The organism is Microcoleus sp. F4-D5, assembly GCF_036704885.1.
Classification (GTDB): domain Bacteria; phylum Cyanobacteriota; class Cyanobacteriia; order Cyanobacteriales; family Microcoleaceae; genus Microcoleus.
Genome location: NZ_JAUBSX010000024.1, coordinates 1 through 25,758, shown reverse-complemented (window position 1 = coordinate 25,758; position 25,758 = coordinate 1). Strand labels below are relative to the sequence as shown.

Below are 25,758 nucleotides of genomic sequence, written 5' to 3'. Positions count from 1 at the left end.
CTGCTAACTAATGACTAATGACTAAATATTTAGTTCGTGCAGCAGCCAAAATCCTGCAAAAGATTCCGATTTAGGATTCGACTGAATTGCTAAAAAATGTACTTGTTTTGCTTGCTTTTTCGCGGCTTCAAATCCTTTCGCTTCTCTCTCAGTTGCTGCGTCTCTGAGATTAGCTAAAATCCAGCGATCGTTAGCTCCCGTATCTAATACCAGCCTAGCGGGCGGGCCGCTGTCAAATTTGATAAAAGCCAACTCCAAACCCGACATCCAACCTGCCAAAGCTGTTGCTCTCGACGAGTAGATAATCAGTCCCGGAATTTGCGTTTCCGGGCCCAGGCCTGTCATCGGCAGCCCGAAAGCTTCCCCAAATCCGATATCCCACTCGCACATTTCGTCAAAAGCTGCGATCGGCAAACTCACAAACGACCATTTTTCGCCGATTAAAGCATCCGGCAGCGCAACTGGCGTTTCGGGTACAAATTGAACGCTCGGGTTCACAACCGGTTGATAGCCCGGTTCGGCGGGATAAACGTCTTGCATCCGTTCTTCCAGCCACAGGCTGAGGGCGAGGGTGCGGCGGCTGCAGGCTGCGGGAATGTCCAACTCCTCGCAGGCTTTAGTAATCATGTTCGCCATTTGGCGGCGGAAAAAGCGGATTTTTTCGGGGCGTTTCGGTGCTGCCGCGATCGCATCTTTAATTGCACCAGCCAGCCACAGGGAATTCACGGTTGAACTGGAGCAAAATTGCGAGTAGCGAAACAGAGATTCGGCTTTGTCGCCTACATTCAGCGGGCTTTCGCAGATCAACACTTCCCATTTTTTTTTCTCTCGCTCGTCTATGATTGGACGGCTGTAAAAGTCGAGTTCCCAAATAGTAGCCATGCCGCGCTGTTAAAAATTAATCCTTTCTCATGTTACCGGACAGCGGGCAAGTTTCTGATTCTGACAATATAAGGCTGATTATCAATCGCGGGCGATCGCCTTAACCTCAATCTGGGTCGGTCAAACGGTGGCTGCTCAACATTGTCTGGGCAATGCTTGGCACTCGTTGGTTACTATATAGTTGAGAGAACTGCTTGATAAATATTGGCAGTAGTTAAGTTTAGTAAATCTCATCATGCACAACAATTAAAATACCCAGAGCATAACTGTTGTCCAAAAAGTAAGTATAAAATATTTCGGAGTCTTACATAAAGCTGTCCTTCATACTGCATCTTAGCCGGAGTAGTTACTAGATCGATATTTTTGGGCTGCTGTGATAATTCTTGTGCCAGAGTGGCGATCGGCAATGACGTAAACAGGAAAAACCTATGATATCGGTTGAATATCTGATTAATGCTGTCGAAAACTTAGATGTGGAAATGTGCCAAAGGGCTGTTAGGACTTTGGGTATTGAATCTGTGATTGACACCCTCAAACACCCAGCCTGGGAAGTGCGCGAGAGTAGTGCCATTGTTTTGGGTCAACTGGCTGACAAGCAAGCGGTTGAACCCCTGATCCAAGCTCTCAACGACTCAGTGAGGGAAGTGCGCCAGTGTGCCGCCTCCGCTTTAGGTCAACTGGGTGACAAGCAAGCGGTTGAACCCCTGATCCAAGCTCTCAACGACTCAGTGAGGGAAGTGCGCCAGTGTGCCGCCTCCGCTTTAGGTCAACTGGGTGACAAGCAAGCGGTTGAACCCCTGATCCAAGCTCTCAAAGATGAGCGTACTGCGTTACGGGGTACGGCTGCCCGGATTTTGGGTGAGATGGGTGACGATCGAGCTATCGACCCACTAATCAATCTATTTAGGGACGATGAGTGGGCGCTGCGTCGGACGGCTACGGAGGCTTTAGTTAAGCTTGGTGAACTGGCATTATCACCGTTGCTCAACGCGCTCGCCGATGAGAATAAATGGGTGCGGTTTCAAGCCGTAGAGACCTTGGGCAAGTTAGGCGACGCACGAGCCACCCTGCCGCTGATCGAGGCACTCAAGGACTTTGACTTTGATGTTCGTAGGAGTGCTGCCCAAGCTTTGGGTGAGCTTGGGGATAAGCGGGCGAGTGAACCGCTGATAGAAGCTCTCAAAGATAATGATGCTGAGGTGCGCCGACTAGCTGCGTTTTCCTTGGGTAAGGTTGGGCACACCGACAACACGCGGGCAGTAGAGTCTCTGATTAATGCCCTCAAGGATACGAACTGTTATGTGCGCTGTAGTGTCACTGTTGCGTTAGGTTATCTAGGTAATCGGCAGGCAGTTGAGCCACTGATCGATGCTCTTAAAGATAACGATCGCAACGTGCGTAGTAATGCCGCTAAGTCTTTAGGTGAGCTAGGTGATGTGCGGGCAGTTGAACCCCTGAGCATCGCCCTGAGCGATCCGTGTATGTCGGTACGCTGTTCTGCTGCCAAAGCTTTGGGTCAGTTGGGGGACTTGAGAGCTATTGACTTGCTGATTAACGCGCTCAATGACTCGGAGTGGGAGATGCAAAAAGCTGCAACCCTTGCCTTGGGTGAGTTGGGCGGCTTGCCGGCGGTTGAACCACTAATAAATAAATTAAAAGATTGGAAAGGCAATGAACGTGTGCCAGAACATACAATTACTGCTTTAGTCAAGCTGGGTGAGCTTGCGGTATTACCGTTGATTGAAGTCCTCCTGAATGCCTCGGTTTCGGTATGGGTACGCAAAAAAGTCGTCACAATTTTAGCGGCTGTGGGGGATCTGCGGGCGGTAAAACCCCTAATCCAAGTGCTTAAAGATGAGGACGACCGTGTGGGTGCCGGAGATGGGTACAACTGGATGCGTGCCGAAGCCGCCCTAGCTCTAGGTCAATTAGGTGATGTGCGAGCCACCCTGCCGCTAATTGAGGCGCTTAAAGACTCTCAGGAGAATGTCCGCTCAGAAGCAGTTCGAGCCTTGAGCAATTTTAGCGACCCGCGTCTGGTTGAACTGTTTATTCAGATGCTTGAGGACAGTGGTTGGAGCGCAGATTTGCTCCCAAATATAGCCCGATTTTTGGGCAAAATGGGCGATAAACGAGCTATCGATCCACTAATAAAATCACTTAACTATTCAAATGAATTGAGGTGCGGCTTTGCGATGGGTAACGATGCAAGGGAAAATGGCGGCTACGTCCCACTGTTTGCGGAGCTAAAGGTTGAAGAGCCACGTCTGGCCGTTGTCGAGGCTTTGAATAAATTAACTGGCAGCAGCGCCGTTAAGTTACTGTTAGACATCCTCAGACAGCCAAATCATCCTCTACGCCAGGATGCTGCCGGAGCGCTGGGCAACTTGGGCGAACTGTCGCAATTGCCATTGATTAATGCACTTAAAAATGAAGATAGTTTTGTGAGACAAAGTGCGGCTGAGGCTTTGGGCAACATTGGTGATGAACGCGCAGTTCCAGCGCTGATTGAAGCGCTCGGTGACGGAGATGACAAAGTGCGTTTGAGTGCGATCGAGTCTTTGCGCTGGATTGACAACAAAAAAGCGGTTGAACCTCTGATCCATCAGCTTAGAGATTCTAATTGGCAAGTGCGCGAAGCTGCCATCAGAGCCTTAAGTCGGCTGCGGGACGATCGGGCTATTCAACCGCTCACCGATATGCTCAAAGATGAAAATAGCCAGGTACGCGAGCAAGCAGTCTATGCTTTGGGCAAGTTTAAGGGCAACCAAAACGTTGAATTGCTAATCGAGTTGCTTCAAGATCGTGATTGCCAAGTGCGTCAGGAAACAGCCTATATTTTGGGTCAGATCGGCGACGCGCGGGCAGTAGAACCGCTGATATCGGCACTGCTAAATGACTCTGACGTGTCTGTGCGTCGGTTTGCTGCGATGTCTTTAGATCGGATTGGTGACAAGCGGGCGATCGAACCACTAATCGACGCTCTTAAAAATGAGCAAGAGAGCTACGTGCGTTCCGAGGTTGCCAGGGCTTTAAGCCGTATGGGCGATGAGCGGATAGTTGTGCCCTTTATCAATGCTCTTGGGGATTCAAATATCCAGGTCTACAATGCTGTTACTGATGCTTTGGGTGAGTTAGGCGACACCCGTGCCGTCGAACCGCTGATCCAATTGCTTAAGGAGAGGGCGTTTGACGATGCTGGGCGGGTGGCTAGCGCTTTGGCAAAAATTGGGGACGTGCGAGCAGTAGAGCCACTAATCGAAGCTCTGAAACTGCCTTCGCACACTACCCGTAAAGCAGTTGCACAGGCTCTAGAGGAGTTGGGTGATTTACGGGCGGTGGAACCCCTGATTGAAACACTTAAAGATGAGGATGAAGGGGTGCGAAGGGCGGCGGCTCAAGCTTTGGGAAAACTTGGCGATCGGCGATCGCTTTTACCGTTTCTGGATGCCCTCTCTGATAGTAGTTTCTGGGCACGTTTCTGCGCGGTGGAGGCTTTAGGTAATCTGGGCGATGTCAGTGCAGTCGAGCCGCTCATTCCGTTGCTTAAAGATCGAGCTTGGGGAATAAGCGAAAGTGCTGCTAAGGCTTTGGGCAATCTTGGGGATGCACGGGCCGTAGAGCCACTAATCGAAACTTTCCAGGATAGTTATTACGGAGGTGATGCTGCCGTTGAGTCTTTGGTCAAGCTGGGCGAGCCTGCCTTACTGCGACTGTTTGATGTCCTCAAGGATCAGAATAAAAACGTGCGGAGGAATGCTGTTAAGGCTTTGGAGAAGTTTGGGGATGCACGGGCGATCGCAGCGCTCACTTCTTTACTAAACGATCTAAACCGCAACATAGGTAATGCGGCTCGCAAAGCGATAGAAAGCATCCGCAGCCGACAGATTATTTAAGCCCAAAACCATTGTTGGGGTTAAAGTTGCACGCTCTTGTGCTTCAGCAAAGCAGTTGTCGGGATTGCGATTGGGCACCATTTTGCCGATCGCTGCAACTGGAACAAGTTCTTCAGGAATGATTTTACGTGGAGCCAGATGCAAGCTGTTATTGATACCCACAGCTTAAACAATCATCAATAAATCCGAAATGACCACTGCAAAATTGCTAAACTAGAAAACAGACAGTAAATTCTATGTATCAGTCCTATTTGAGGGACACAACAAATAGCAGTTATTGCTGCTCGCCACTTGTTCTGCGGATTTTATCAATAAATAATTCAGAAACCCGGAATTATTCTTCCTTAGTATGACTCCTGAATTATGACTTCTAAATTATTCTTAAATTGCGCTTTTCTTTAAACGACTTTTACAGAATTGGCGCTCCCAATCAAAACAAACAGTATCGCTTGATTCCATGAGACAAATCATTCTCGAAAAGATTGTTTCAACCTTACAACCTTTAGATTTTGTTCTCGCTTTGTGGCAAGGAGGTTCAGCAGCACACGGATACACCGACGAGTGGTCAGACCTCGATATTGCCGTTGTGGTTGAAGATAACTGCGTGCAACAAACCTTTGATATTGTTGAAAAAACCCTCGCAGAAATTGGCGAAATCGAACTCAAATATCGAGTTCCCGAACCCGCTTGGCACGGTCAGTCGCAGTGTTTCTGGCGGCTGAAAGAAACCCCGCCTTTTTTGCTAATTGATTTCGCCGTTTTCCGGCGCAGCAGCCGCAACGATTTCTTGGAAATAGAGAGACACGGGAAAGTGCCGATTGCCTTTGACAAAGCTAATCTAATTGTACCCCCTCTTTTGGATCGAAGCAAACATTTATCTACAATGCAGTCGAGATTTAACGAAATTAAAGTCCGTTTCGATTTGCTGCAACCTCTGGTAAAAAAAGAGATTTATCGCGAACATTTAGTAGATGCGATAGGCAACTATCACAACTGGACGCTTCTACCCTTAGTCGAACTGCTGGGCATGATTTACCGTCCGCACAGATACGACTTTGAACTCAAATATTTCAGCCGAGACTTTCCGCCCGAAATAGTCGATCGCGTCGCACCGCTTTTCTGCATTGCCAACCTTGAAGATTTGGCAGAAAAACAGCAAATTGCTGAGGCTTTTTTTGCTGAAAATTTACCGCTTGCAGAAGCTAATTTTTACTTTGATAACACCCTAACACTACCGCCATAGGCTCAAGATTTTGTACCAAAAGCGATTAATATAGTAGCATCAACCTTAAAGATTAACATCTCGTGACCAAACTCAGCGTCAACATCAACAGAATCGCCCTCCTCAGAAACTCTCGAAACATCGGCATCCCCAGCGTTACGGAAGCTGCAAAAACAGTAATTGCTGCCGGAGCTCACGGCGTTACAGTCCATCCCCGCCCCGACGAAAGGCACATCAAAGCTACCGATGTTTACGAATTAGCCAAAATGCTAACTGTCGAGTTCAACATCGAAGGAAATCCGTTTCAGCCGCCATTTATGGATATAGTTTGCGACGTAAAACCGGCTCAGTGTACCTTGGTGCCGGACGCTCCCGACGTGCTAACATCCGATAGCGGTTGGAATATTCCCGAAAATCGCGATCGGCTCTTACCAATCATTGAAAAATTAAAAGACAACGGCATTAGAGTCAGCTTGTTTATGGACGCAGATGCTGCTCTCATGCCACTAGCAAAAGAAGTTGGAGCAGACAGAGTAGAACTGTACACGGAACCCTACGCAACTGCTTTTCGCGAAGGTAGAGTAGAATCTGTTTTTCAACAATATGTCTTAGCAGCTCAAGCCGCTCAATCAGCAGGTTTGGGAGTGAATGCCGGACATGATTTAAATCTGCAAAACTTAGCTAAATTTTGCTCTATTCCTGATATACTCGAAGTATCTATCGGTCATGCTTTAATTGCAGAAGCGCTAGAAATGGGGTTGTTCAACACAGTACAAGCTTACCTGAAAATCCTCGCAGGTTCGTAGTACAAATTAACCTAGTGTGGTCTGGCAGATTGGGTATTGATAAACTCGTTTGTATCAGAGATCCTGACTAAATCGGCCAGACCAACATACAGGATCAAAACTTAGGACAAGAATGTTGGGGCGCGCTACAAATATGGTAAAGTGCGGTTGGCCGCGCCCTACATAATTAGGCGATCGTCAAAAATGAAATAACACTACGGGCTGTCACCCCCAGGGGGCGCTAGCCGTTTTATAGTAGCAAGGCAGAGCTAGAATCCCAGACACCGGGTTTTTTGGGTGTGCGGATTTCTTTAGCAAGAACCTCGGAAAAAGCTTTAATTTGCCTCGACAAAATTACTAATATTCTGTGATGAGATGATGCGTAAGGAGTATCATGAAAATGTCCCGACAGACTGAGGCTACTACTTAGCTCCCGCACTGCCAATTTGCTACCAGCAGGTTTTGTGCAAGTACGGGATATTTACGTGTATCCTATATCCTCCTGTAGCCTCTGTGCGATCGCCAAATTCCATCCGGTGAAAACAGGCAAACACAAGTAACCATATACAACTCCTTACCCCCCTCGGAAGTGCGACATGAAAAAACTAATTTTACTGACTGGAATGCTACTGATGATGACGGCAAAATCAGTATTTGCCAGCCCAGTAGCCCCAAAATTTGAACCGAGCGAGCTGATGGCTGCCTCGGAAATTACAGAAACCGTTAACAAACCCCCTACATCTGCGCCAGTTCCAAAGCTAGAACCCATCGAGCGAATGTCAACCTCGGAAATTAGAGAAACCATCAACCAACCCACCACCTATATTTTTGAAGGCATCAAAGGGCGAGAACTCACTCTCTCCCTATGGGCGGGACAACTGAAAGCCGAACTTTACAGTCCCAACGGTGAAAATATGGGGGTTATTGAAAAAGCAGACAATCAGTGGGTTGGCCAGTTGCCAGAGTCCGGCATCTACCGCGTGCGAGTTATCCCGAAAGGTGAAACCAGCAGCTTTGTACTCGGACGCGACTTTAACGCCAAGTGGACTTATAGACCAGATCGCCCAATTCCCATAGCATTCAAGGAAAAACAAGCCACAATCAAACTCAAAATGTCCGGCTACCAAATCCAGCCCATCACGGTTCAAGGCAAGCAGGGACAGACAATCAGGGTGACAGCTAGCAACAAAAATCTAGATCTGGCGATCGAATCTCCGTCGGGACAACTCCTGGATCAAGGCGAAGGTCAAACTTTTGCTCAACTACCGGAATCCGGCACTTACCGGGTGATCGTAGTTGCCAAGAGGCCGGTCAGGCCCTCCATCAGAGTTTCTGTGCAATAGCAAAGATCGCACAAATACTTTCGGGCGATCGAATTTGCGCCGCCCAAGCACAAAAGCTCGCCCGATCGGCGAGCTGTTTTTTTGCGTAAAATCAACCTTGGATCAGCGCTTCAAAACGTTCTTGTTGCCAAATGCAGCTTAAATCCGAGTCAGCTAAAGCTAGCTCTCGGTATAAATTAGGCATAAACTCCACAGCCCGCTGTAAATTGTCAAGGGCCAAATCAGCAAATCCCAGTAGCGCATAACAACAAGCTTTATTGTAAAAAGCATTAGCAAAATCAGGATTTATTTCTAAAGCAATTTCGTAGCAAGCAATCGCCTCCGAGTAGCAGCCTTTTCGCGCCAATTCCACACCCCGGTTATACCAAATTAAATAATCTTCAAAGGCAGACTCTGATGTGGGAGTGAACTTGCCATTTGTCTGATTTAAACCTACTAATTTCCCCAAAGCAACTCTCCGTTCGCCCACAGCTTCAGCTCTGCCCGGTTTCAGAGCGAGCGATCGGCTAAAACTAGCCACTGCTTGTTTGTAAAGTCCCATTGAGTTGGCAGCTAGACCGCGATTGTACCAAGCGTTGGCATCGTCAGGGTTAAACTCGATCGCCCTGTCAAAACTGTTAAGCGCCTGATAGTAAAGCTTGAGTTCCAACAGAGCATTACCTCGGTTGTACCACGCCCAAGGAGCCTCCGGGTATAATTTTAAAGAGCGATCGAAACTCAGAACCGCCTTATAGTAAAGCCCCATATCAATCAGCGTCAGTCCCCGGTTGTGCCAAATACTAGCCGCGCAGGGGTTAAACTCCAGAGCCCTGTCAAAACTGTTTAGAGCCTCCAAAGGGCGCCCCAACTTTCCTAAAGCAATAGCCCGGTTGTGCCAGCCAAAGCTCGCATTCGGCTCCACTACCAAGGCCTCATCAAAACTTTTCAAGGCCTCTAAGTGCCGTTCTAAGTTCCCCAAAGCCATACCTCGCCCAAACCAAGCCTTATAATGATCCGATTGCAACTTCACAGCTTTGTTAAAGTTGGCTAGAGCAGCATCATTATCGTTAGCTTCGAGGTGGCGCGAACCCAGATGGTAATACCAAGCGGCTTCCAAGTTTTGAATTAAGTTCATAATACTTCGCATCTATCTTAAGACTGATTTTATCTGAAACAATACCGGGATTTAAACGGTAATTCCACTAAAAATCTGAAAATTTTGATACAGCGCGATCTTCCGTACACGCTGCCAGTAACAACCTCAACAATTGGCAATCAAAAATAACTATTTTCCTCTCGTAAAATGCTCTTTCAGCTAACCGCACTCATCGTTTTTGAGAGCTGCTGCGAATCTTAAATCTGCGTGCATCAGGCAACTATTACCGCATCCCGAATTAGGTTTGCAGTTACACAAAGAGTGCTCGAACACCCAAAGTCCAACTGCAAATCTCATAGCGCTTATAGCTCCTACTTCTGCTTGCCCAATTCAAGCAACCACAACCGCTGTTTTAGCATTCTCGCTCAACAGCAATCTGCCAGCAGCATCAATACTAAAATCCTTCCCCAGCACAAAACCCTTGCCCATCAACCGCTGGCAAACAACCAGCGCCGTAATCCGGCGAATTTCTTCCATCACGTCAGCAGGAATCAAATAACTCAAACTCCAGATCACCGACTCGCAGTCAGACCAAATCAAACGCTCAATACTGACAATCATCAAAGCAGCTACACTCTCAACAGACAGCCGCCCTCTGAGATCGGCAATTAAATCTTTACCAATTAAGCTATTGCGAGTCATCATCGCTCTAGCCATCTTTCCAATTTCTTGTTCGAGTTCTAAATGATTCATGCTTGGCACTGGCTGTGATGTTTTTAAAGCACTACTAAGAGTAAAAACAGTAGACGCTACCAGGCTCTGCCCTAGCGTAGCTGACGCAGGCTCTACCGCAACTCCTTTTAACAAAGTATACCTAAAGAAAGATCCAAAATGTATCTAAAGACAGATATCAAAATATATTTTTTTTGGTATAATAAATAAAGCAAATTTCATAAGAGTTTTGTACGAGCAGCAAACTAAATACTTGTGCTCGCTCAGGCCCTGAGTCAAGTCAATCGATTTTAGATTTTAGATTTTAGATTTTAGATTTTAGATTGAAGAATTGGAGAAAGCGACCTCACGGATGAATCCGGGGGGTTGTACCCGGACTGCTTTCGGCCGAAGATTGGTAAATTCGATACATACTTAATAAAGTAGTTACTTCGGAGAAAAAAACAATGGCTGCAAACCAGCCAGACATCGATATTGCCCCCTTTATCGACTACGGCCTGATCGACCCCACCGCTACGCCAGAGCAAGTAGAACACTGTTGCCAACAAGCAGAGAGATTTGGCTTTGTCACAGTTTGCGTGTATCCCGCCTACGTCAGACAAGCAGTTGAGCTGCTCCACGGCAAACGTCCCAAAGTCTGTACAGTTATAGGTTTTCCCACCGGTGCTTCGACTTCAACGGTGAAAGTTTACGAAGCTCTAGAAGCTGCGGATAATGGAGCCGTAGAGTTAGATGTCTCCGTTAACTTAGGATTGTTGAAAGCTGGAAGAATCGACGAATTCCACCGGGAATTAGCCCAAATTTGCGAAGAAACTAATCTCACCATTAAAGCAATTATCGAAAGTTCGCTCCTTTCCGATGCCGAAAAACAATTAGCGGCCCAGATTTGCATGGAAGCTGGTGTGGCTTACATCAAAACCAACACTGGCTTTTTTGGCCCGGCGAAAGTTGACGATGTGCGACTGCTGAAGGAAGTTACGAAGGGACGCATTGGGATTAAAGCGGCCGGCGGAATTCGCACTCACGAACAAGCTTTAGATTTGATAGTCGCGGGTGCAACTCGTTTGGGGACTTCCCGCGGCCCGGAATTAATCCGCCAGCGAGATAATTTAGACAAAACTCATCAGTCATCAGTCATCAGTCATTAGCCAGGGCTAATTGCTAATGGCTAATTGGCAATTGGTTCGCCCTTACCCACCCTATAACTAAAAGTTCTGCGTCCAGGACTGTTTTTGCTACTGTCTAATAACAATACTTCGGACAGTTTTTGATTGCTAAGTGTAGAATGACTGTTCCAGGCCGATCGACCAACGAGGACAATGAAACTGTCCGAAGTAATTGCAGTAAATCTAAAATCTAAAATCTAAAATCTAAAATCGAGTGACTCGAACTTACAAAGCAACTGGAATCAATCTTAAGAGTGCGCCCATGGGCGAATCCGATCGAGTGCTGACAGTTTTGACGCGGGAATTCGGCTTAATTCGAGCCGTAGCACCTGGTGTTCGCAAACAGCGATCGACCATTGGCGGCAGAAGCGAATTATTTGTCGTCAACGAATTGCTAATTGCCAAAGGCCGATCGCTCGACAAAATTACCCAAGCCGACACGGTACAATCCCATCCGGGTTTGAGCCGCAACCTCGGAAAACTCGCAGCGGCGCAATATCTGGCCGAATTGGCGATCGCCACGGCGCTTTCCGACGAGCCCCAAGAAGAACTCTTTTGGTTGCTGGGCGAACACTTGAGCCGTTTGGATCGTTTGTCCGATCGCACAGAAATCGAATCCGCCGCCGTGCTTGTCGCCCACCTCTGCCACGGCATTTTTCACCTGCTAGCCTTAGCAGGCGTCGCGCCCCAAGTCCAAGTCTGCTGCGCCACCAGACACCTGCTCATCCCAAATTTCACCGATCCGAACTGGCAAACCGGGTTTAGTATACCCTCTGGAGGAACCTTCAGCTTGTCCGAGCTAGCTAACCTAGAGGCAGAACTCTCTTCACAAATCGGTAGCTTGTACAAATCCGCTTCCCGTTCCCGGCAAACCAATGGCAGCAAACACTTGACAAATTTCCAGATCGATGCTAAGGAATTAGCAGCGCTGCAAGAGTTGGCGAGTCCAGAACTAGGAGAGGGGATTGCCGATCGAACAACTTGGGTATCAGTAGAAAATATTTTGCGACAATATGCCCAGTATCATTTAGGTTGCACGATTCGTTCGGGAAGCTCGATCGACACCTACTTAGAGAATTTTGAGTTTTAAATTTTGAGTGTTGAGTTAAATAGGTGAACCAACCACAGTAAATCGCACCCCCAGCCTGCGGGATACCCGAACCTGCCGGCAATTTCAAGTAAATTCTCAAGGTTGTTGCGACATCAGATAATAGATATAGATAAATTTACGAGATTATTAAACTTAGGGGTTAACACCTCAATTTTAAATTCCCATCCCCCCAACCTGCACCATCCCAGGCCATCCACCCCAAATCCTATGATGCGACTGTCCGATTCTGATTTGAGAATATCTGTGTTAGCTGTGACCCACCACAAGATGGAAGAACGAGAAAATTTTCCCGATTTTCGCTCCGATCCCATCTTGGTCGATCGACAATGGAGCAACGTCAAAGACCCAGAAATGGATAAATATCCCACAAGTCCAGAAACAGAGTCAAGCAACGGCAAAAGCCAAGAACCCGAAGCAATCCCCCCGGTGCCAACAGCAGACCTAGCAGCAGAACTCTCCGAAGCAGTAGCCGAAATTCCCGAACAAGAAACAGGATTTCTGCCAGTTCTGAAAAACCGAAATTTTTTAGCATTGTGGAGCGGGCAAGTTTTCTCTCAACTAGCAGATAAAGTTTATCTCGTACTGACGATCGCCCTAGTGGCCAGCCGCTTTCAAGCGCCAGATCAAACCATCAGCAGGTGGGTATCAGCAATCATGATCGCCTTTACCATTCCCGCAGTGCTGTTCGGGGCCGCCGCGGGCGTGTATGTCGATAGGTGGTCGAAAAAAGCAGTGCTGGTCGCCACAAACCTGCTGCGGGGAGCCTTCGTTTTAACATTGCCCGTGCTGCTGTGGCTCTCTGACGGTTGGGAACTCGGTCAACTGCCGCTCGGATTCTGCTTGCTGCTGCTAGTGACATTCCTAGTCTCGACTCTAACTCAATTTTTCGCCCCAGCAGAACAGTCAGTAATTCCCCTAATTGTGGAACGCCGCCACCTGCTATCGGCAAACTCCCTCTACACCACAACCATGATGGGTTCGGTGATTATCGGCTTTGCAGTCGGGGAACCCTTACTAGCTTTAGCCGACACCCTATTTTCCAACCTCGGCGGCGGACTCGGCATCGGCAAAGAATTAGTAGTAGGCGGAAGTTACGCCTTCGCCGGAGTGCTGTTGCTGTCGATGAAAACAGGCGAAAAAAACGAAGTCGAACACGAACCGCCGCACCCCCTAGCAGATTTGCGAGACGGCCTGCGTTACATCAACGATCAACCGAAAGTCCGCAATGCTTTAATTCAACTAATTATTCTATTTTCCATTTTTGCAGCCTTGGCAGTTCTGGCGGTGCGGCTGGCAGAAATGCTCCCGGGTATGAAAGCATCGCAATTTGGCTTTTTGCTGGCGGCGGTGGGCGTCGGCATGGCTGGTGGGGCGACGACAGTCGGCTATCTGGGCCACAAATTTTCTCACTCCCAACTGAGTTTAATCGGATCTGTTGGCATGGCACTTGCTCTGATAGCCCTTTCTGCATTTACACACCATTTGTGGCTCTCGGTGCTGTTCATTACCCTGTTGGGTTTATTTGCCTCATTGGTGGGAGTGCCGATGCAGACTACAATTCAAGCAGAAACTCCAGACGAAATGCGGGGAAAAGTCTTCGGGCTGCAAAACAATGCCACTAATATCGCTTTGAGTTTACCGTTGGGTTTGGCCGGGGTAGCAGAAACATTTCTGGGTTTGCCGACAGTATTTTTGGCTTTAGCAGGATTAGCGATCGCTGGTGGTGTCTTAACCTGGTATATTTCCCGTAGCAGTAATAGCAAAGTCGATCGAATCTAAAAAATAACAAACTCTGATTTACTGGAATGCACATCGCTTGGCTAGGAAAAAAATCACCCTTTTGCGGTAACGTCACTTACTCCAGGGAAGTCACCAACGCACTATTAGACCGGGGATACCAGGTCAGTTTCCTGCACTTTGCCCAAGAAGCGGCCCCACTGGACAGGAACAATACGGGATGGAACATGGCAAATGGTTTATGGGGGAAGGGAATTGCTCAAACCTCATATACCAATTCGCTTTCGTCTGCCAGTTGCAACGAAGTCTCTTTACCGTGTCACTACAAATCGCAAATTTATACGATTCCGACTCTCAAATCCCGCACAGTGCTGATGAAATCTCTGCGGCGGCTGAAACCCGATGTGGTTCACGCTTCCCTGACGCTTTCGCCTCTAGACTTTCTGCTGCCGGAAATTTGTCAAGAATTGAATTTGCCTTTGGTAGCGACTTTTCACCCGCCGTTCGATCGCAAATTGCGGAATTTGACATCGGGAACCCAACACCTGATGTATCAACTGTACGCCCCGTTTTTGGCGAACTACGACTCGACGATCGTATTTTCTTACATTCAGCGAGATATTTTGGTGCGCTTGGGAGTGCCGGAAGAACGGGTAGCCGTGATTCCCAACGGAGTAGACGCGGTGAAGTATTCGCCCGGGCCTTCGGGGTTGAAGTCGCAATTAAAAGCCGATCGAATTTTTGTTTACCAAGGCCGCATAGCCCAGGAGAAAAATGTCGAGGCTTTGCTAAAGGCATGGAAACAGTGCAATTTTGGCCCTGGAAACGTGTTGGCGATCGTGGGCGACGGGCCCCTAGCAGCCTCGCTGCAACTGTTTTACGGCGAAGATGATGGCATTGTGTGGCTGGGATTTGTTGCGGAGGAGGAACGCCGGATCGAAATTCTGCGGGGTGCAGACGTATTTATTTTGCCTTCTTTGGTGGAGGGACTGTCGCTGTCGCTGCTGGAAGCGATGGCCTGCGGTTTAGCTTGTTTGGCAACGGATGCCGGTGCTGACGGCGAGGCATTGGAGGAAGGTGCGGGGATAGTTTTGAACACTCAGCGGGTGCGGAGTCAGTTGCAAACCTTGCTGCCGCTGTTTTGCGACCATCCTGAGTTAGCAATGCTGCTGGGTCAAAAAGCACGCCAACGGGCGATGGAGCGATACACTCTCAGTCAGAATATTACTGAGTTGGAAAAGCTTTATGCAGAGGTTCTGCAAAAGCAGCGCGTACCAGTTCGGGGTTTAGCATAAAAGATTTTCTGGCTCGTTTTGTAGGGTGCGTCGCCGTGAGATGTTCCATGAAACTTGCAGATGCTTTCAGCGACGCACCTTACTACGAATGTGTAGGGTGCGTCGCCGTGAGATGTTCCATGAAACTTGCAGATGCTTTCAGCGACGCACCGGTACGATAGCGGCTATATTATCTAACTTCCCGGGCGCAAATAATCCCAAAGCCGATCGCCCGAATCTGCCCGAATCAAAGCAACCACAACATCCGGCAAACTTCCCAAACTCGGATAAACCAAATAACGCGGTTCCCACTGCGGCCCAAACTTATCTTTAAAACTGTGCAATCCCTTAAAATTATAAAACTTGCTCAAGTGATCCGAAAGATAAATTAAAACCTTTTCCAACCGCCCGGATTTCTCAGCTTCTCCGACTCCCGCCAAAGCCGACAAACCCAAATCAAATTCTTCATATCCCAATTCTTGACAATACTGCAACATCGAAGCAAACAAACACTCCATCGTGCCATTTTCCACCTCAGTTCGGCGCCGCATTAAATCAACTCCAACTACCCCATCTCCCGCCGATATCATATTAGCAAAAGCACTAATTCTACCGTCTGGAGTGTGGATGGCTGCGGCGCGACTTTCCCGCAAATACGCCTCGTCAAACCAACCCACCGAAAACTTTTTTTCCGCACCCTGAACCATTTGCAGCCACTCGTCGCTGACGAGTTTCATTTGCCGCATCAATTCCGAACTTAAAGGAGGTTCGTAAAATTCGACTTGATAGCCGGCTTTTGTCAGTCTGTTGATAGCAGTTCTCAAGTTTTGATTTGCCTTGCCTTTGAGAGTAAAATTTTTGAGATTGACAATAGCTTCTTCGCCAATTTGCACGACTCGAAAACCGAGATTAGAATACATTTCTAGAGCGTCGGGCAAAGTTTGATAAAATGCTGGATACCAATCGTTGCGATCGCAAAATTCTTGAAACCCCAGAATTGCCTCTTTGCGGTCTTCTGCAGGCCCGATGGGGTCTCCCAAAGCGATCGCGCCTCTACCTTTGGGGACGTAGGCGATCGTACTTTTTCCCGAAGGACTAAAATAATAAGATTTATCCTGAAGCAACGCCAGTCTCGCTAGCGTTGTCCGCCCGTATTTTGCTACAACTTCTTTAGCTTTATTCCGTTCCGAAATACTTGCCGAATCTCGCAGCAGCACCGGCCGCAGCAGCATTAAAAGTGCGTAACTAAGCGTTACCGTACCTACAGCATAAATCGAATCGGCAAAAAAGTTAGCAAACTGAGTTTTCGGAACCAACCCCGCATTGTCCGCCGTAAAAAACATGGCAAAAGTCTGGAACAAAGCTCTGTCTAAATCAAAATTAACCGCTTGTCCGTTAACTTGAAAACCCCTATCCAGAATGTAAAAACCCGCCGTCCCGTAAGCCAGCGTAAACAGCAAAGCCCCCAGCAAAACCCGGATTCCTCGAGCAATTGAAGGGCGATCGGATTTAGCCGTGAACGTCTTTCGCATCACCAACAACTGAAACAGCAGCACCCCAGAAAGCAAGCTTTCTTCAACATCCAATCCCTTGACTAAATGAATTACAATAGAAACGATTAACAATCCCACCGTCAGCAACCAAGCAATCCGCTTTCGCCGCAACAAATTAGTTGCCAGAGTTAGCAGCATAAATCCTATAACTGCTGCAAAAAAATGCCCGCCCGCACGCACGGGAAAAGGGAAAAACGGTTCTAGCCAACTTCGGCGATCGGGTAAACTAGGAGTTACAGCAGACAGCAAGTTAATAACTCCTACCAATCCGGTTAAAAATGATGCAGTCCAGAGTCCAATCCTAGTTTTTTGGGATAACACAGTTCACCTTTCTAATTTTTCTGTGCGGCCAGCGATATTTTAAACTGTTTTCCAACATAACTCAAAGAATCGGCTAAATGCTTGTGCCAATAATTCCAACCAACATCGGGGCCGACAATCCCGTGTCCTCCCGGAAACTTGTTAAACTCGTTAGCAATACCCAAACTGTTTAATTGCTCGTGAAACTGCTGAGTAGAATTCAGAAAGTCTGCGTCTGCTTCCCCAGCATCCAAATAAGCGCGCAACTGCTGTTTATCTTTAACACTAAGTTTTTCCACTAAATATTTAGGACTGTTAGCATTGCCGCTTCGATCGGTAAAATAACCGCTGTGGCTGAACAGAATATTAAAATTATTCAAGTAGCGCAAACCGATATTAAAAGCTCCCCAACCCCCCGAAGATTGTCCTCCCATTGCCCAGAATTTGGGGTCTTCCAGCGTTCTGTAGCGCGATTTTACGATGGACACTAACTCGGAGCCGATCGCGCTTCCCACCTTACCGTTCGGCCCGTCAAAATACTGCGGGTCCCACAAAGGACTCGTACCCCGCTTGTCGTTCCCGTCAGGAGTAATTACAATTGACGGCGGCAATCTTTTGCTTTTATATAAATCGTGAAGCACAGTAGTAACAGCAGCTTTGTCCTGATAAGCGCGCGCGTCTCCGTGCCCGCCGTGCAGCAAAAAAATCACTGGATAGCGCTGTTTGGGATTTTTTGCGTACCCGGGCGGCAAAATTAAGCCGTAGGTGCGGTCTGAATTCATAGCCGCACTTTTATATGTTTTGAGTTGAAAATTTAAGTCAGCATCAGCCACTACTTTCGGAGGGTCTAACTGAGGTGCTCCGGCAATAAAAACGTACCAGTATCCACTCGCACCGAGGAGGAGGATTGTACAGCCACCGATACCTAAAACTTTTCCCAGCCACTTAGGCATAATGTTAGTTGACAGTTGACGGTTATTTGTGATTGATTATATAGCCTTTCTCAAAAAGATGAGGTATGATTTAGAGATTATATAACCACTTAAACTATGAGGGCTAAAGCCCAACTACGTACCTCATATGAGAGATCGAACCGCTATATGTTACATATAAACTCATTAATTCTCAAATCTCAATTCTCAATGCCCAATTCCTAGTATGCTAAAGTCAGGCTTATTTTAAACAAACTCGTGACATACAACAATCCTACTCCTACAGTTGATATTATCATCGAATTGGCCGATCGCCCGCACCGCCCGATCGTACTCATCGAACGCTGCAATATTCCCTACGGCTGGGCAATTCCCGGCGGCTTTGTCGATTACGGGGAATCAGTAGAAACGGCTGCCAAACGCGAAGCTTTAGAAGAAACGAGCTTGAATGTAGAATTAATTGAACAATTTTACGTTTATTCTGACCCAAATCGCGACGCCCGCCAACATACAATCAGTATTGTATTCTTGGCTGCCGCTACTGGCGAACCACAAGCCGCCGACGATGCTAAAAATTTACAATTTTTTGAATCTTGGCAGATTCCGGATCGATTGTGTTTCGATCACGATCGCATTTTACAAGATTATTGGCGTTACCGTCATTATGGATTGCGGCCGCGTTTGACAGTTGACACTTGACAGTTGACAGTTGTCATATTTTGGTGACAACAACTAAATAACCAATGCTCAATTAGCAATTACCAATTAGCAATTACCAATTACCTATTCCCAATGAGAATCTTGACAATATTAGGCGGAGGTGCTTGGGGTTCGGCACTGGCAAATCTGGGAGGCAAAAAAGGCGATCGGGTTAATTTGTGGTCGCGCAGCAGTTCTGTTAATCTAGAGTCTGTAATAACGGGTGCGGATGTTGTTGTTTCCGCAGTTTCGATGAAAGGAGTTGGAGCAACGGTCGATCGACTGCTTGCGTTACAGTTAAGCCCCAGTACAATTATAGTTACCGTCACCAAAGGTTTAGACCCCGCGAGCACGCGCACTCCGTCTCAAATTTGGCAAAATGCGTTTCCCAACAATTCAATTGTGGTACTTTCCGGGCCTAATCTTTCCGAAGAAATTCAGCAAGGATTGCCCGCTGCAACGGTAGCGGCGAGTTCGGATTTAGCGGCTGCCAAACAAGTGCAAAATATTTACAGTTCCGATATTTTTCGGGTTTATGTGAATGAAGACCCGCTGGGGACTGAGTTAGGTGGAACTTTGAAGAATGTATTTGCGATCGCCGCCGGTGTTTGCGACGGTTTACAATTAGGAACTAATGCTAAATCTGCTTTGCTGACTCGCGCTTTGCCGGAAATGATTCGGGTGGGAGTTCGTTTGGGAGCTCGCGCAGAAACTTTTTACGGTTTGTCTGGTTTGGGAGATTTGCTTGCTACCTGCAACAGTCCTTTATCGCGCAATTATCGGGTTGGTTTCGGATTGGCTAAAGGCAAATCACTAGAGCAAATTTTGCACGAATTGCAGAGCACTGCTGAGGGAGTCAATACTACTAATGTGTTGATCGATCTAGCGAATCGACGCGAAATAGAAGTCCCAGTTTCTAGTCAAGTTTATCGCTTATTAAATGGTGAAATTACTCCCGAACAAGCCGTTTTATCACTGATGGAACGCGCTTTGAAACCGGAGATTTTATAAGCTGTGCGGCTAGATAGATAAGGACTTAAGCCAAGCCTAAGTCCTTACCCGTCTCTCAAATTTCAAGGATCGATCTCACAAGTTGCTAGTTATGAATTAAGAGTTCTAAACGGGATTTTTCTAGCGGTTAGACAGATGTTTCAATCGCTCGGTAGATCGAGAATTTAAGGAATTGAAGATGAGTTGTGAATCCCAAACTATTTAACTCATAACTTCACAGCGAGTTGCACCAGCTTTACATCTTGCCTTTCTGCATTACCTCTTGAAGGTGCTGCCGAATTTCCTGCGCGTGTTCCATGTCAGCTTGCTGCAATTTTTGAAACAGTTCAGCACAAGGCTCAGATCCCATTTCCTGAGCATCTTTCATGTAAGTATCGTAGGCTTTCAAAGCTTCCGACTTGTTTTGCAAAACTGTTAACAAATCATACTCGAGGTTGCTGATGACTGTACTACCGTTAGTGTTCATAAACTGACCTTCTGCTAGGATTTGTTCCAAGTTTGACCGATCCAGAGATGACTGTTCATCTGTCTAGAAGGGTAGATAATTATTACTTTCCCCCGTAATAAAACGCAACTTCTTTATCTTTCAGCGGTGCGAAGTCAGCAGCAACTAGCATTTGATCGAGCTCGTTTTGAGGCAGATGTTTGACACCGATTCGGACAATGCGCGATCGCATTGTATTTGACACGCCACTGCGCTGTCTGCCGGCTTCTAATCCCATCACTTGCTTGTAGAGGTCTAATTTTGCTTGCGGAATTGGAGTACCGTCAAAGTCGATTCCAGAGGCGATCGCAACATCGATCGCATCTGCACCAGTTGTAGATTGAGCCGCTGAGTTTGTTTCTGAAGACATTGTGCTATTAGATGGAAGTTTGTGGTGGAAGCATTTTATCAGAGAACTCTTTACTTTAGTCAAATTTGTCAATATTAATTAGGACTTACGCATCGGGGCCCAGAAACCGGGTTTTTTACGAAAAGACACGTTGCAGCCCCCAGATTCGGTAAAAAACCCAGTTTCTTTGTCGCAGTGCGTCGAGGACTGTTAATGTTGTGCGTTTACCCAAATATTTGGCGTTTGCATGAATATTTGACCTTTGCATGAATATTTAGCATTTGCCCGGAAGTCCGCCGGGGGTTTTAAACCCTAGGGGAGTTTCGGACTGACGAACTAACAAAGTGGCGGACTTAACTACAGCGAAAACAACTGACCAGCTTCCTTCAAATCGACATTTCCGCCGCTGACAATTACCCCAACTCTCGCATTTTCAGCTTTCACAACACCTGACAACAAAGCCGCCGCCGCTAATACTCCCGTCGGTTCAACAACTATCTTCATGCGTTCCCACATAAAAAACATTGTGCTGCGAATTGCCTCTTCGGAAACTGTTGCCATATCGTCCACATAATGCAGCACCAAAGGAAAGGTTAAGTTCCCCAAAGATGGTGTGCGCGCGCCGTCAGCAATCGTATCGGGGTTAGTAACAGTTTGCAGCGTTTTCGTGCGGAACGATCGCGCCGCATCGTCTGCTTGTTCCGGTTCTACTCCTATTACTTTACATTTCGGCGATAATGTTTTAGCCGCGATCGCGCATCCCGACAGCAAACCGCCGCCGCCGCAACAAACCAGCAGCAAATCCAACTCCCCAACTTCTGCGATTAATTCCAGCGCCGCCGTACCTTGTCCCGCAATCACCCGCGCGTCATCATAAGGAGGAATTATTGTCAAGTGTCGTTCCTCGGCAATTTTGGCTGTGAGCTCTTCGCGGGAAACATGAGTGCGATCGTAGAAAATAATTTCCGCACCGTAGCCGCGAGTCCCCTCTTGCTTGACTTTTGGCGCATCTGCCGGCATCACGACAGTAGCAGGAATTCCCAACAACTTTCCCGCCAGGGCGATCGCCTGCGCGTGATTTCCCGAAGAAAAAGTCAGCACTCCCCGCTGTTTTTCGGCTTCAGATAGCTGCATCAAAGCATTGCAAGCACCCCGAAATTTAAACGAACCCGTGCGCTGAAAGTTCTCGCACTTGAAAAATACCTGAGAATTCGTCTGTTTGTTGAAAGTTTCCGAAGTCAGCACCGGTGTCTTGAAAGCTTTGCCCTGCAAGCGATTTGCCGCCGCCTCCACATCGGCGAAACAGACTTGCAAGGGATTTTGGGCACAAAAATTGGCACTCATGGATTTTTAGATAGATGGGGAAGATCGAGGACTCTATTTGTAGGGTGGGCATTGCCCGCTTCACTCCTACCGTTAGATTATAAGTTTTTATTATATTACTATTAAAAATTCTTATCATTAGCTGTGGCGTTTAATTGTTCAAAAAGCTTTAGACTAAAATCAAACTTATTGCAACTTACTATCAAAAAGTAAAGTTGCGTTTGTATTGCCATAGGAGAGCGATTAATGAATTTAAAGTTAAAAGCGGTAGCAGGTGCTAGCGCGGGATTGCTGCTGCTAGCGGGTTTGACGGCGAATGCAATCGGACTGGGACAACGGCAGATCGCCGAGACAACCCCGAAGGGCGATCGAGATTTGAGAGCACAAGCTCCTATAAGTCGCATTAGAATCGTATTTGCCAACCGCAGAGATGCTACTGATTTGCAAAATAAAGCCAATCAAGTAGCGCAAATACTTTCCAAAGAAATCGGAATGCCCGTAGAAGCAGTCATCGGCGACGAAACTGCCGCTGTAGAAGCTTTGAGGGCCGACAGAGCAGATGTGGCATTTGTAGCAGGTCGCGCAGCATTAAAAGCAGAACAATTGGCCAAAGCGCGGATGTATTTAGCCGAAGTTCGCAGCGATTATTCCGGCGGAAATACCTACGATTCAGTGTTTGTAGTGCGCCAAGACAGTCCCCTACGCCCGAAAGGTTCGGCAAAGCAAACTCTCGAACAATTAAAAGGCAAAAAAATGGCTTTTACATCTCGAACTTCCGGTTCGGGATTTATTTTCCCAGTTGGAGAATTGGTCGGTCAAGGATTAGTTTCAGGACCGGATAGATTAGAAAGTTTCTTCGGAAATGTCACCTACGGCGACGGTTACAGCAGCGCTTTGCAAGCAGTTTTAAAAGGTCAAGCAGAAGTTGCAGTCGTATCGGAATACGCCTTGCTACCACCTTGGATCACAGCAGCAGAAGGCAAGCAGTTGCGAGTGCTGCAAAAAGTTTCCGGAGTTCCAGCCCACGGAATTGTGATTGACGATCGCGTTCCTGCACCCATGCGGGAAAAGCTGGTTAATGCTTTCATGAAAATGAACGAACCTGCAAACAATCAATTGTTCCGCAGTTTGTACAATTCCCAGCGCTTGGTGAAAGTCGATCACACCAACCATTTAGCAACATTGCGCCAAGCTTTGCAGCGCGCCAAACTCGAACCGTAATCTGATAGCAATTCTGCAAATTACAGTTACGTATAGATTGCACCTAAAATTCGTAGGGACACGGCACTGCCGTGTCCCTACCGCAATATAAATCTCCCTGCATCCATCTGGTTCATTAAATTAATTACCAACCAAATTTGTTAATAAATATTCGCCATGACTATCGAATGCAACCAATTAGAAACAGCTTATTCACCATCGCTAAATCGCCCGATTTTAAATGGAATTGATTGCAAAATTAAACAAGGCGAATTTGTGGCGCTGCTGGGTTTGAACGGTGCGGGAAAATCCACGCTTTTGCGTTCTTTTGTGGGGTTAATTCCCGTCAAAACCGGAGAAATTCGGATTAACGATACACTCATCACTCCGCGCACCCTGAGGCGAATTCGGCGCGATGTCGGCTTGATTTTTCAAGGCGGCGGGTTGGTAAAACAGCTACCCGCGATCGACAACGTGCTGTGCGGTTGCTTGGGAGGTTTGAATACTTGGGAGACGCTGTGGGGTTTTCCGAAAAAACAGCGCGATCGAGCTTTTGAATTGCTGGCAAATTTCGGACTCAAAGACCTAGCCTATCAAAAAACCGGACAGCTCAGCGGCGGACAGCAGCAAAAAGTTGCCATCGCCCGCGCTTTAATCCAATCTCCTCAAATTTTATTAGCTGACGAACCCACTGCCGGATTAGACGTAATCGCAGCCCAGCAAGTAATGGAAATCCTCGCTCAACTGCACCGAGAACAAGGAATGACAGTAGTTGTAGTATTGCACGATTTAGGAATGGCCAGCACTTATCCAGAAAGGGCGATCGTCCTCGATGCCGGTCAGATAGTCTATGATGGCAAATGCCACAACCTCTCCGACAAATTTAACAAATTAACACCTCCCAAAGTAGAAGTGTGAACTCCTCTCTTCTCCACTCTTCCTCTGTGCCCTCTGCGCCCTCTGCGGTTCATTAAAAAAAGCCCCTGCACCAAACAAAAAACATCTCTCTACATAAATCTCAAAATACACGCAAATGACCGAAAAAAAATTAGATAATTTCTCAAAAAACTACGGCTGGATCAAAAATCTGGGTATAGCAGCAGGCTTAATTGTAATTTACGGTTGGGCCCTGCGGGGACTAGAAATTGATGCAGCAACCCTGGCCGGCAGTTGGCCTTACATGACTGATTTTATCTCGCGCTTGTGGCCGCCGAATCTCGAAATTATTGATGTAGCAATTAAAGCTTTGATCGAGACAATTCAAATGTCGCTTTGGGGAACGACAATCGGGGCAGTTATTTCCGTGCCAGTTGCTATTTGCAGCGCCCACAACATAGCACCAAGGTGGCTGCAATGGCTGGCAAATTTGGTGCAAAATGCGGTGCGTTCTGTTCCTTCAATTGTGCTGGGATTGCTGTTTGTATCGGCGACGGGTTTGGGCGCGCCGGCAGGTACTTTAGCCCTGGCAATTTATACGATCGGCTATCTAGCTAAATTTTATCAGGAGGCGATCGAATCAGTAGAAGCGCGATCGGTCGAATCTTTAAAAGTCATAGGTGCATCTTGGCTGCAAGTTGCCCAATACGGCATTTTCCCGCAAGTATTGCCGCTAGCATTGGGTTATACGCTGTGGATGTTTGAGTATAACATCCGGGCGGCTTCGGTGTTGGGAGTCGTCGGTGCAGGTGGAATTGGCTTTGAATTGGTCAATTATATCAAAGCTTTTGAATACAACAAGGCAACAACCATGATGTTAGTGCTGTTAGTTGTAGTCACAGTGATAGATGTTATTAGCAGCAAATGGCGGCAGCGGTTGGAAACCAAATAAAGACAGGTTTAGAAACAAAATAAGGACACAGCAATGCCGTGTCCTTATTTTTTATTGTAGGGACACAGCATTGCTGTGTCCCTGTGCATACCGCCGATATCCAGATTAGGATTCTTGCCGTTTAGAACAAGAACAATTCAGAATTACCGGAAACTCCCAAATTGACATCGACAGTTGCAAACAAACTGTTACCGCCAACAGTAGAACCGTTGCTATCGTAATACAGTTTAGTAGATGCAGACAAACTGTCGTAGATAGCCATGATCGACGGCCCGGTTAAAGTTGTTTCGAGCGCAGTTACACCAACTGTGCTGCTGTAAGCGTAGAAACTCGAACCCAAAGGTCCAGATCCGGTTGTAAACGCTGCAAAACCAGTTGTGTCGAGGTTAATTACATCATCAGCAATGCTGTAATTGGTAATTAAATCCCCGCCGCCAGCAGCAGTTCCGCCGAACACAAACACGTCCAAACCAGCACCGCCGTTGAGAACATTGGTTCCCAAACCGCCGATTAAAGTGTCATTCCCGATGCCGCCGTTGAGAGTATCGCTACCGCCACCGCCGAAGAGGCTGTCATTACCATCGTCGCCGGAAATGCTGTCGTTACCCAAACCGCCGTCGAAAATGTCGGCACCAGAACCGCCGCTCATGAAGTCAGCAAACTGAGTACCAGTGACGCTGTTAGCAGCAGCATCTCCGGTAAACAACACAGGCGTGGTGAAGTTGTAACCGCCAGCACCTGAACCGAAATTGTTAAATGCGATCGGGAAAGTGTTGCCCGCAGCAGTTAAATCGGCAACGCTACCAGTGTTGGCAGTAGTACCGGACCCAGAAGATGCGATCGTACCTGTGAATAC

General features: G+C 47.3%; 23 protein-coding genes. 13 read left to right on the top strand and 10 right to left on the bottom strand.

The genetic code is table 11. From position 1 onward, the window contains the following. Positions 1-21: 21 nt before the first annotated feature. On the bottom strand, positions 22-882 hold the full coding sequence (locus QUA80_RS13610; protein WP_333425255.1) for a Tab2/Atab2 family RNA-binding protein: 861 nt from the start codon (positions 880-882) through the stop codon (positions 22-24). A gap of 428 nt (positions 883-1,310) precedes the next feature. Between QUA80_RS13610 and QUA80_RS13605 the strand changes: the two genes are divergently transcribed. Next, positions 1,311-4,778 carry a HEAT repeat domain-containing protein gene (locus QUA80_RS13605; protein ID WP_333425253.1) on the top strand — a complete coding sequence of 1,156 codons (3,468 nt, stop codon included), beginning with the start codon at positions 1,311-1,313 and terminating at the stop codon, positions 4,776-4,778. On the opposite strand, the gene QUA80_RS33790 is transcribed toward QUA80_RS13605, so the two are convergent. After that, positions 4,710-4,859, bottom strand: coding sequence for a hypothetical protein (locus tag QUA80_RS33790; RefSeq protein ID WP_445302233.1), 150 nt, complete (start codon positions 4,857-4,859; stop codon positions 4,710-4,712). The genes QUA80_RS13605 and QUA80_RS33790 overlap by 69 nt on opposite strands. A 376-nt stretch (positions 4,860-5,235) precedes the next feature. Here QUA80_RS33790 and QUA80_RS13600 point away from each other — a divergent pair, with 376 nt between their 5' ends. The 3 genes from QUA80_RS13600 to QUA80_RS13590 all read left to right on the top strand — a co-directional run bounded on the left by QUA80_RS13600 (position 5,236) and on the right by QUA80_RS13590 (position 8,128). Further along, positions 5,236-6,021, top strand: coding sequence for a nucleotidyltransferase domain-containing protein (locus QUA80_RS13600; protein ID WP_333425251.1), 786 nt, complete (start codon positions 5,236-5,238; stop codon positions 6,019-6,021). A gap of 62 nt (positions 6,022-6,083) precedes the next feature. Further along, on the top strand, positions 6,084-6,806 hold the full coding sequence (locus QUA80_RS13595) for a pyridoxine 5'-phosphate synthase (RefSeq protein WP_015178362.1): 723 nt from the start codon (positions 6,084-6,086) through the stop codon (positions 6,804-6,806). Between the two features lie 575 nt (positions 6,807-7,381). Next, entirely contained in the window at positions 7,382-8,128 is a 747-nt protein-coding gene (locus tag QUA80_RS13590) for a hypothetical protein (RefSeq protein WP_333425248.1), read from the top strand. A 91-nt stretch (positions 8,129-8,219) separates the two neighbouring features. Here the strand turns inward: QUA80_RS13590 and QUA80_RS13585 are convergent, their stop codons facing one another. Beyond that, a complete protein-coding gene (locus tag QUA80_RS13585; protein WP_333425246.1) occupies positions 8,220-9,242 on the bottom strand; it encodes a tetratricopeptide repeat protein in 1,023 nt (340 codons plus the stop codon). A 351-nt stretch (positions 9,243-9,593) separates the two neighbouring features. Next, positions 9,594-9,956: a hypothetical protein gene (locus tag QUA80_RS13580; protein ID WP_333425244.1), complete on the bottom strand. Its 363-nt coding sequence runs from the start codon at positions 9,954-9,956 to the stop codon at positions 9,594-9,596. A 425-nt stretch (positions 9,957-10,381) separates the two neighbouring features. Here QUA80_RS13580 and deoC point away from each other — a divergent pair, with 425 nt between their 5' ends. The 4 genes from deoC to QUA80_RS13560 all read left to right on the top strand — a co-directional run bounded on the left by deoC (position 10,382) and on the right by QUA80_RS13560 (position 15,244). Then, complete coding sequence (gene deoC, locus QUA80_RS13575; RefSeq protein WP_333425242.1) at positions 10,382-11,083, top strand: deoxyribose-phosphate aldolase; 702 nt, start codon at positions 10,382-10,384, stop codon at positions 11,081-11,083. A 232-nt stretch (positions 11,084-11,315) separates the two neighbouring features. Then, on the top strand, positions 11,316-12,191 hold the full coding sequence (gene recO / locus QUA80_RS13570) for a DNA repair protein RecO (RefSeq protein ID WP_333425240.1): 876 nt from the start codon (positions 11,316-11,318) through the stop codon (positions 12,189-12,191). A 228-nt stretch (positions 12,192-12,419) separates the two neighbouring features. Next, positions 12,420-13,991 carry an MFS transporter gene (locus QUA80_RS13565; RefSeq protein ID WP_333425238.1) on the top strand — a complete coding sequence of 524 codons (1,572 nt, stop codon included), beginning with the start codon at positions 12,420-12,422 and terminating at the stop codon, positions 13,989-13,991. A gap of 26 nt (positions 13,992-14,017) precedes the next feature. Continuing rightward, positions 14,018-15,244 (top strand): glycosyltransferase family 4 protein, encoded by a 1,227-nt coding sequence (locus QUA80_RS13560; protein ID WP_333425236.1) that lies wholly within the window; start codon positions 14,018-14,020, stop codon positions 15,242-15,244. A 173-nt stretch (positions 15,245-15,417) separates the two neighbouring features. Here the strand turns inward: QUA80_RS13560 and QUA80_RS13555 are convergent, their stop codons facing one another. Beyond that, entirely contained in the window at positions 15,418-17,097 is a 1,680-nt protein-coding gene (locus tag QUA80_RS13555; RefSeq protein WP_333425234.1) for a phosphatidylglycerol lysyltransferase domain-containing protein, read from the bottom strand. A gap of 11 nt (positions 17,098-17,108) precedes the next feature. Then, positions 17,109-18,029 carry an alpha/beta hydrolase-fold protein gene (locus tag QUA80_RS13550; protein WP_333425232.1) on the bottom strand — a complete coding sequence of 307 codons (921 nt, stop codon included), beginning with the start codon at positions 18,027-18,029 and terminating at the stop codon, positions 17,109-17,111. A 237-nt stretch (positions 18,030-18,266) separates the two neighbouring features. On the opposite strand from QUA80_RS13550, the gene QUA80_RS13545 reads away from it, so the two are divergent. Both QUA80_RS13545 and QUA80_RS13540 read left to right on the top strand, forming a co-directional pair. Then, on the top strand, positions 18,267-18,707 hold the full coding sequence (locus QUA80_RS13545) for an NUDIX hydrolase (protein ID WP_333425230.1): 441 nt from the start codon (positions 18,267-18,269) through the stop codon (positions 18,705-18,707). A gap of 93 nt (positions 18,708-18,800) precedes the next feature. After that, entirely contained in the window at positions 18,801-19,718 is a 918-nt protein-coding gene (locus tag QUA80_RS13540; protein WP_333425228.1) for an NAD(P)H-dependent glycerol-3-phosphate dehydrogenase, read from the top strand. A gap of 235 nt (positions 19,719-19,953) precedes the next feature. Here the strand turns inward: QUA80_RS13540 and QUA80_RS13535 are convergent, their stop codons facing one another. The 3 genes from QUA80_RS13535 to QUA80_RS13525 form a co-directional block, all read right to left on the bottom strand. Continuing rightward, positions 19,954-20,184: a hypothetical protein gene (locus tag QUA80_RS13535; protein ID WP_333425227.1), complete on the bottom strand. Its 231-nt coding sequence runs from the start codon at positions 20,182-20,184 to the stop codon at positions 19,954-19,956. 82 nt (positions 20,185-20,266) lie between these two features. Continuing rightward, positions 20,267-20,572 carry a small RNA NsiR4-regulated ssr1528 family protein gene (locus QUA80_RS13530; RefSeq protein WP_333287426.1) on the bottom strand — a complete coding sequence of 102 codons (306 nt, stop codon included), beginning with the start codon at positions 20,570-20,572 and terminating at the stop codon, positions 20,267-20,269. 336 nt (positions 20,573-20,908) lie between these two features. Then, positions 20,909-21,895 (bottom strand): threo-3-hydroxy-L-aspartate ammonia-lyase, encoded by a 987-nt coding sequence (locus QUA80_RS13525; protein ID WP_333425225.1) that lies wholly within the window; start codon positions 21,893-21,895, stop codon positions 20,909-20,911. A gap of 225 nt (positions 21,896-22,120) precedes the next feature. On the opposite strand from QUA80_RS13525, the gene QUA80_RS13520 reads away from it, so the two are divergent. From QUA80_RS13520 to phnE, 3 genes are all read left to right on the top strand, one after another. Beyond that, positions 22,121-23,095: a phosphate/phosphite/phosphonate ABC transporter substrate-binding protein gene (locus tag QUA80_RS13520; RefSeq protein WP_333425223.1), complete on the top strand. Its 975-nt coding sequence runs from the start codon at positions 22,121-22,123 to the stop codon at positions 23,093-23,095. A gap of 156 nt (positions 23,096-23,251) precedes the next feature. Then, positions 23,252-23,992, top strand: a complete 741-nt coding sequence (locus QUA80_RS13515) for a phosphonate ABC transporter ATP-binding protein (protein ID WP_333425221.1) — start codon at positions 23,252-23,254, stop codon at positions 23,990-23,992. Between the two features lie 115 nt (positions 23,993-24,107). Then, positions 24,108-24,902, top strand: coding sequence for a phosphonate ABC transporter, permease protein PhnE (phnE, locus tag QUA80_RS13510; protein ID WP_333425219.1), 795 nt, complete (start codon positions 24,108-24,110; stop codon positions 24,900-24,902). 121 nt (positions 24,903-25,023) lie between these two features. On the opposite strand, the gene QUA80_RS13505 is transcribed toward phnE, so the two are convergent. After that, a partial coding sequence (locus tag QUA80_RS13505) for a calcium-binding protein (RefSeq protein WP_333425217.1) occupies positions 25,024-25,758 on the bottom strand: 735 nt, incomplete at its 5' end.

Excerpts from the sequence above, each read along its gene's own strand:
- QUA80_RS13610 (WP_333425255.1), bottom strand. The coding sequence starts at position 882 with ATGGCTACTATTTGGGAACTCGACTTTTACAGCCGTCCAATCATAGAC.
- QUA80_RS13605 (WP_333425253.1), top strand. The coding sequence starts at position 1,311 with ATGATATCGGTTGAATATCTGATTAATGCTGTCGAAAACTTAGATGTG.
- QUA80_RS33790 (WP_445302233.1), bottom strand. The coding sequence starts at position 4,859 with ATGGTGCCCAATCGCAATCCCGACAACTGCTTTGCTGAAGCACAAGAG.
- QUA80_RS13600 (WP_333425251.1), top strand. The coding sequence starts at position 5,236 with ATGAGACAAATCATTCTCGAAAAGATTGTTTCAACCTTACAACCTTTA.
- QUA80_RS13590 (WP_333425248.1), top strand. The coding sequence starts at position 7,382 with ATGAAAAAACTAATTTTACTGACTGGAATGCTACTGATGATGACGGCA.
- QUA80_RS13585 (WP_333425246.1), bottom strand. The coding sequence starts at position 9,242 with ATGAACTTAATTCAAAACTTGGAAGCCGCTTGGTATTACCATCTGGGT.
- QUA80_RS13580 (WP_333425244.1), bottom strand. The coding sequence starts at position 9,956 with ATGAATCATTTAGAACTCGAACAAGAAATTGGAAAGATGGCTAGAGCG.
- deoC (WP_333425242.1), top strand. The coding sequence starts at position 10,382 with ATGGCTGCAAACCAGCCAGACATCGATATTGCCCCCTTTATCGACTAC.
- QUA80_RS13565 (WP_333425238.1), top strand. The coding sequence starts at position 12,420 with ATGATGCGACTGTCCGATTCTGATTTGAGAATATCTGTGTTAGCTGTG.
- QUA80_RS13560 (WP_333425236.1), top strand. The coding sequence starts at position 14,018 with ATGCACATCGCTTGGCTAGGAAAAAAATCACCCTTTTGCGGTAACGTC.
- QUA80_RS13550 (WP_333425232.1), bottom strand. The coding sequence starts at position 18,029 with ATGCCTAAGTGGCTGGGAAAAGTTTTAGGTATCGGTGGCTGTACAATC.
- QUA80_RS13540 (WP_333425228.1), top strand. The coding sequence starts at position 18,801 with ATGAGAATCTTGACAATATTAGGCGGAGGTGCTTGGGGTTCGGCACTG.
- QUA80_RS13535 (WP_333425227.1), bottom strand. The coding sequence starts at position 20,184 with ATGAACACTAACGGTAGTACAGTCATCAGCAACCTCGAGTATGATTTG.
- QUA80_RS13530 (WP_333287426.1), bottom strand. The coding sequence starts at position 20,572 with ATGTCTTCAGAAACAAACTCAGCGGCTCAATCTACAACTGGTGCAGAT.
- QUA80_RS13525 (WP_333425225.1), bottom strand. The coding sequence starts at position 21,895 with ATGAGTGCCAATTTTTGTGCCCAAAATCCCTTGCAAGTCTGTTTCGCC.
- QUA80_RS13520 (WP_333425223.1), top strand. The coding sequence starts at position 22,121 with ATGAATTTAAAGTTAAAAGCGGTAGCAGGTGCTAGCGCGGGATTGCTG.
- QUA80_RS13515 (WP_333425221.1), top strand. The coding sequence starts at position 23,252 with ATGACTATCGAATGCAACCAATTAGAAACAGCTTATTCACCATCGCTA.
- phnE (WP_333425219.1), top strand. The coding sequence starts at position 24,108 with ATGACCGAAAAAAAATTAGATAATTTCTCAAAAAACTACGGCTGGATC.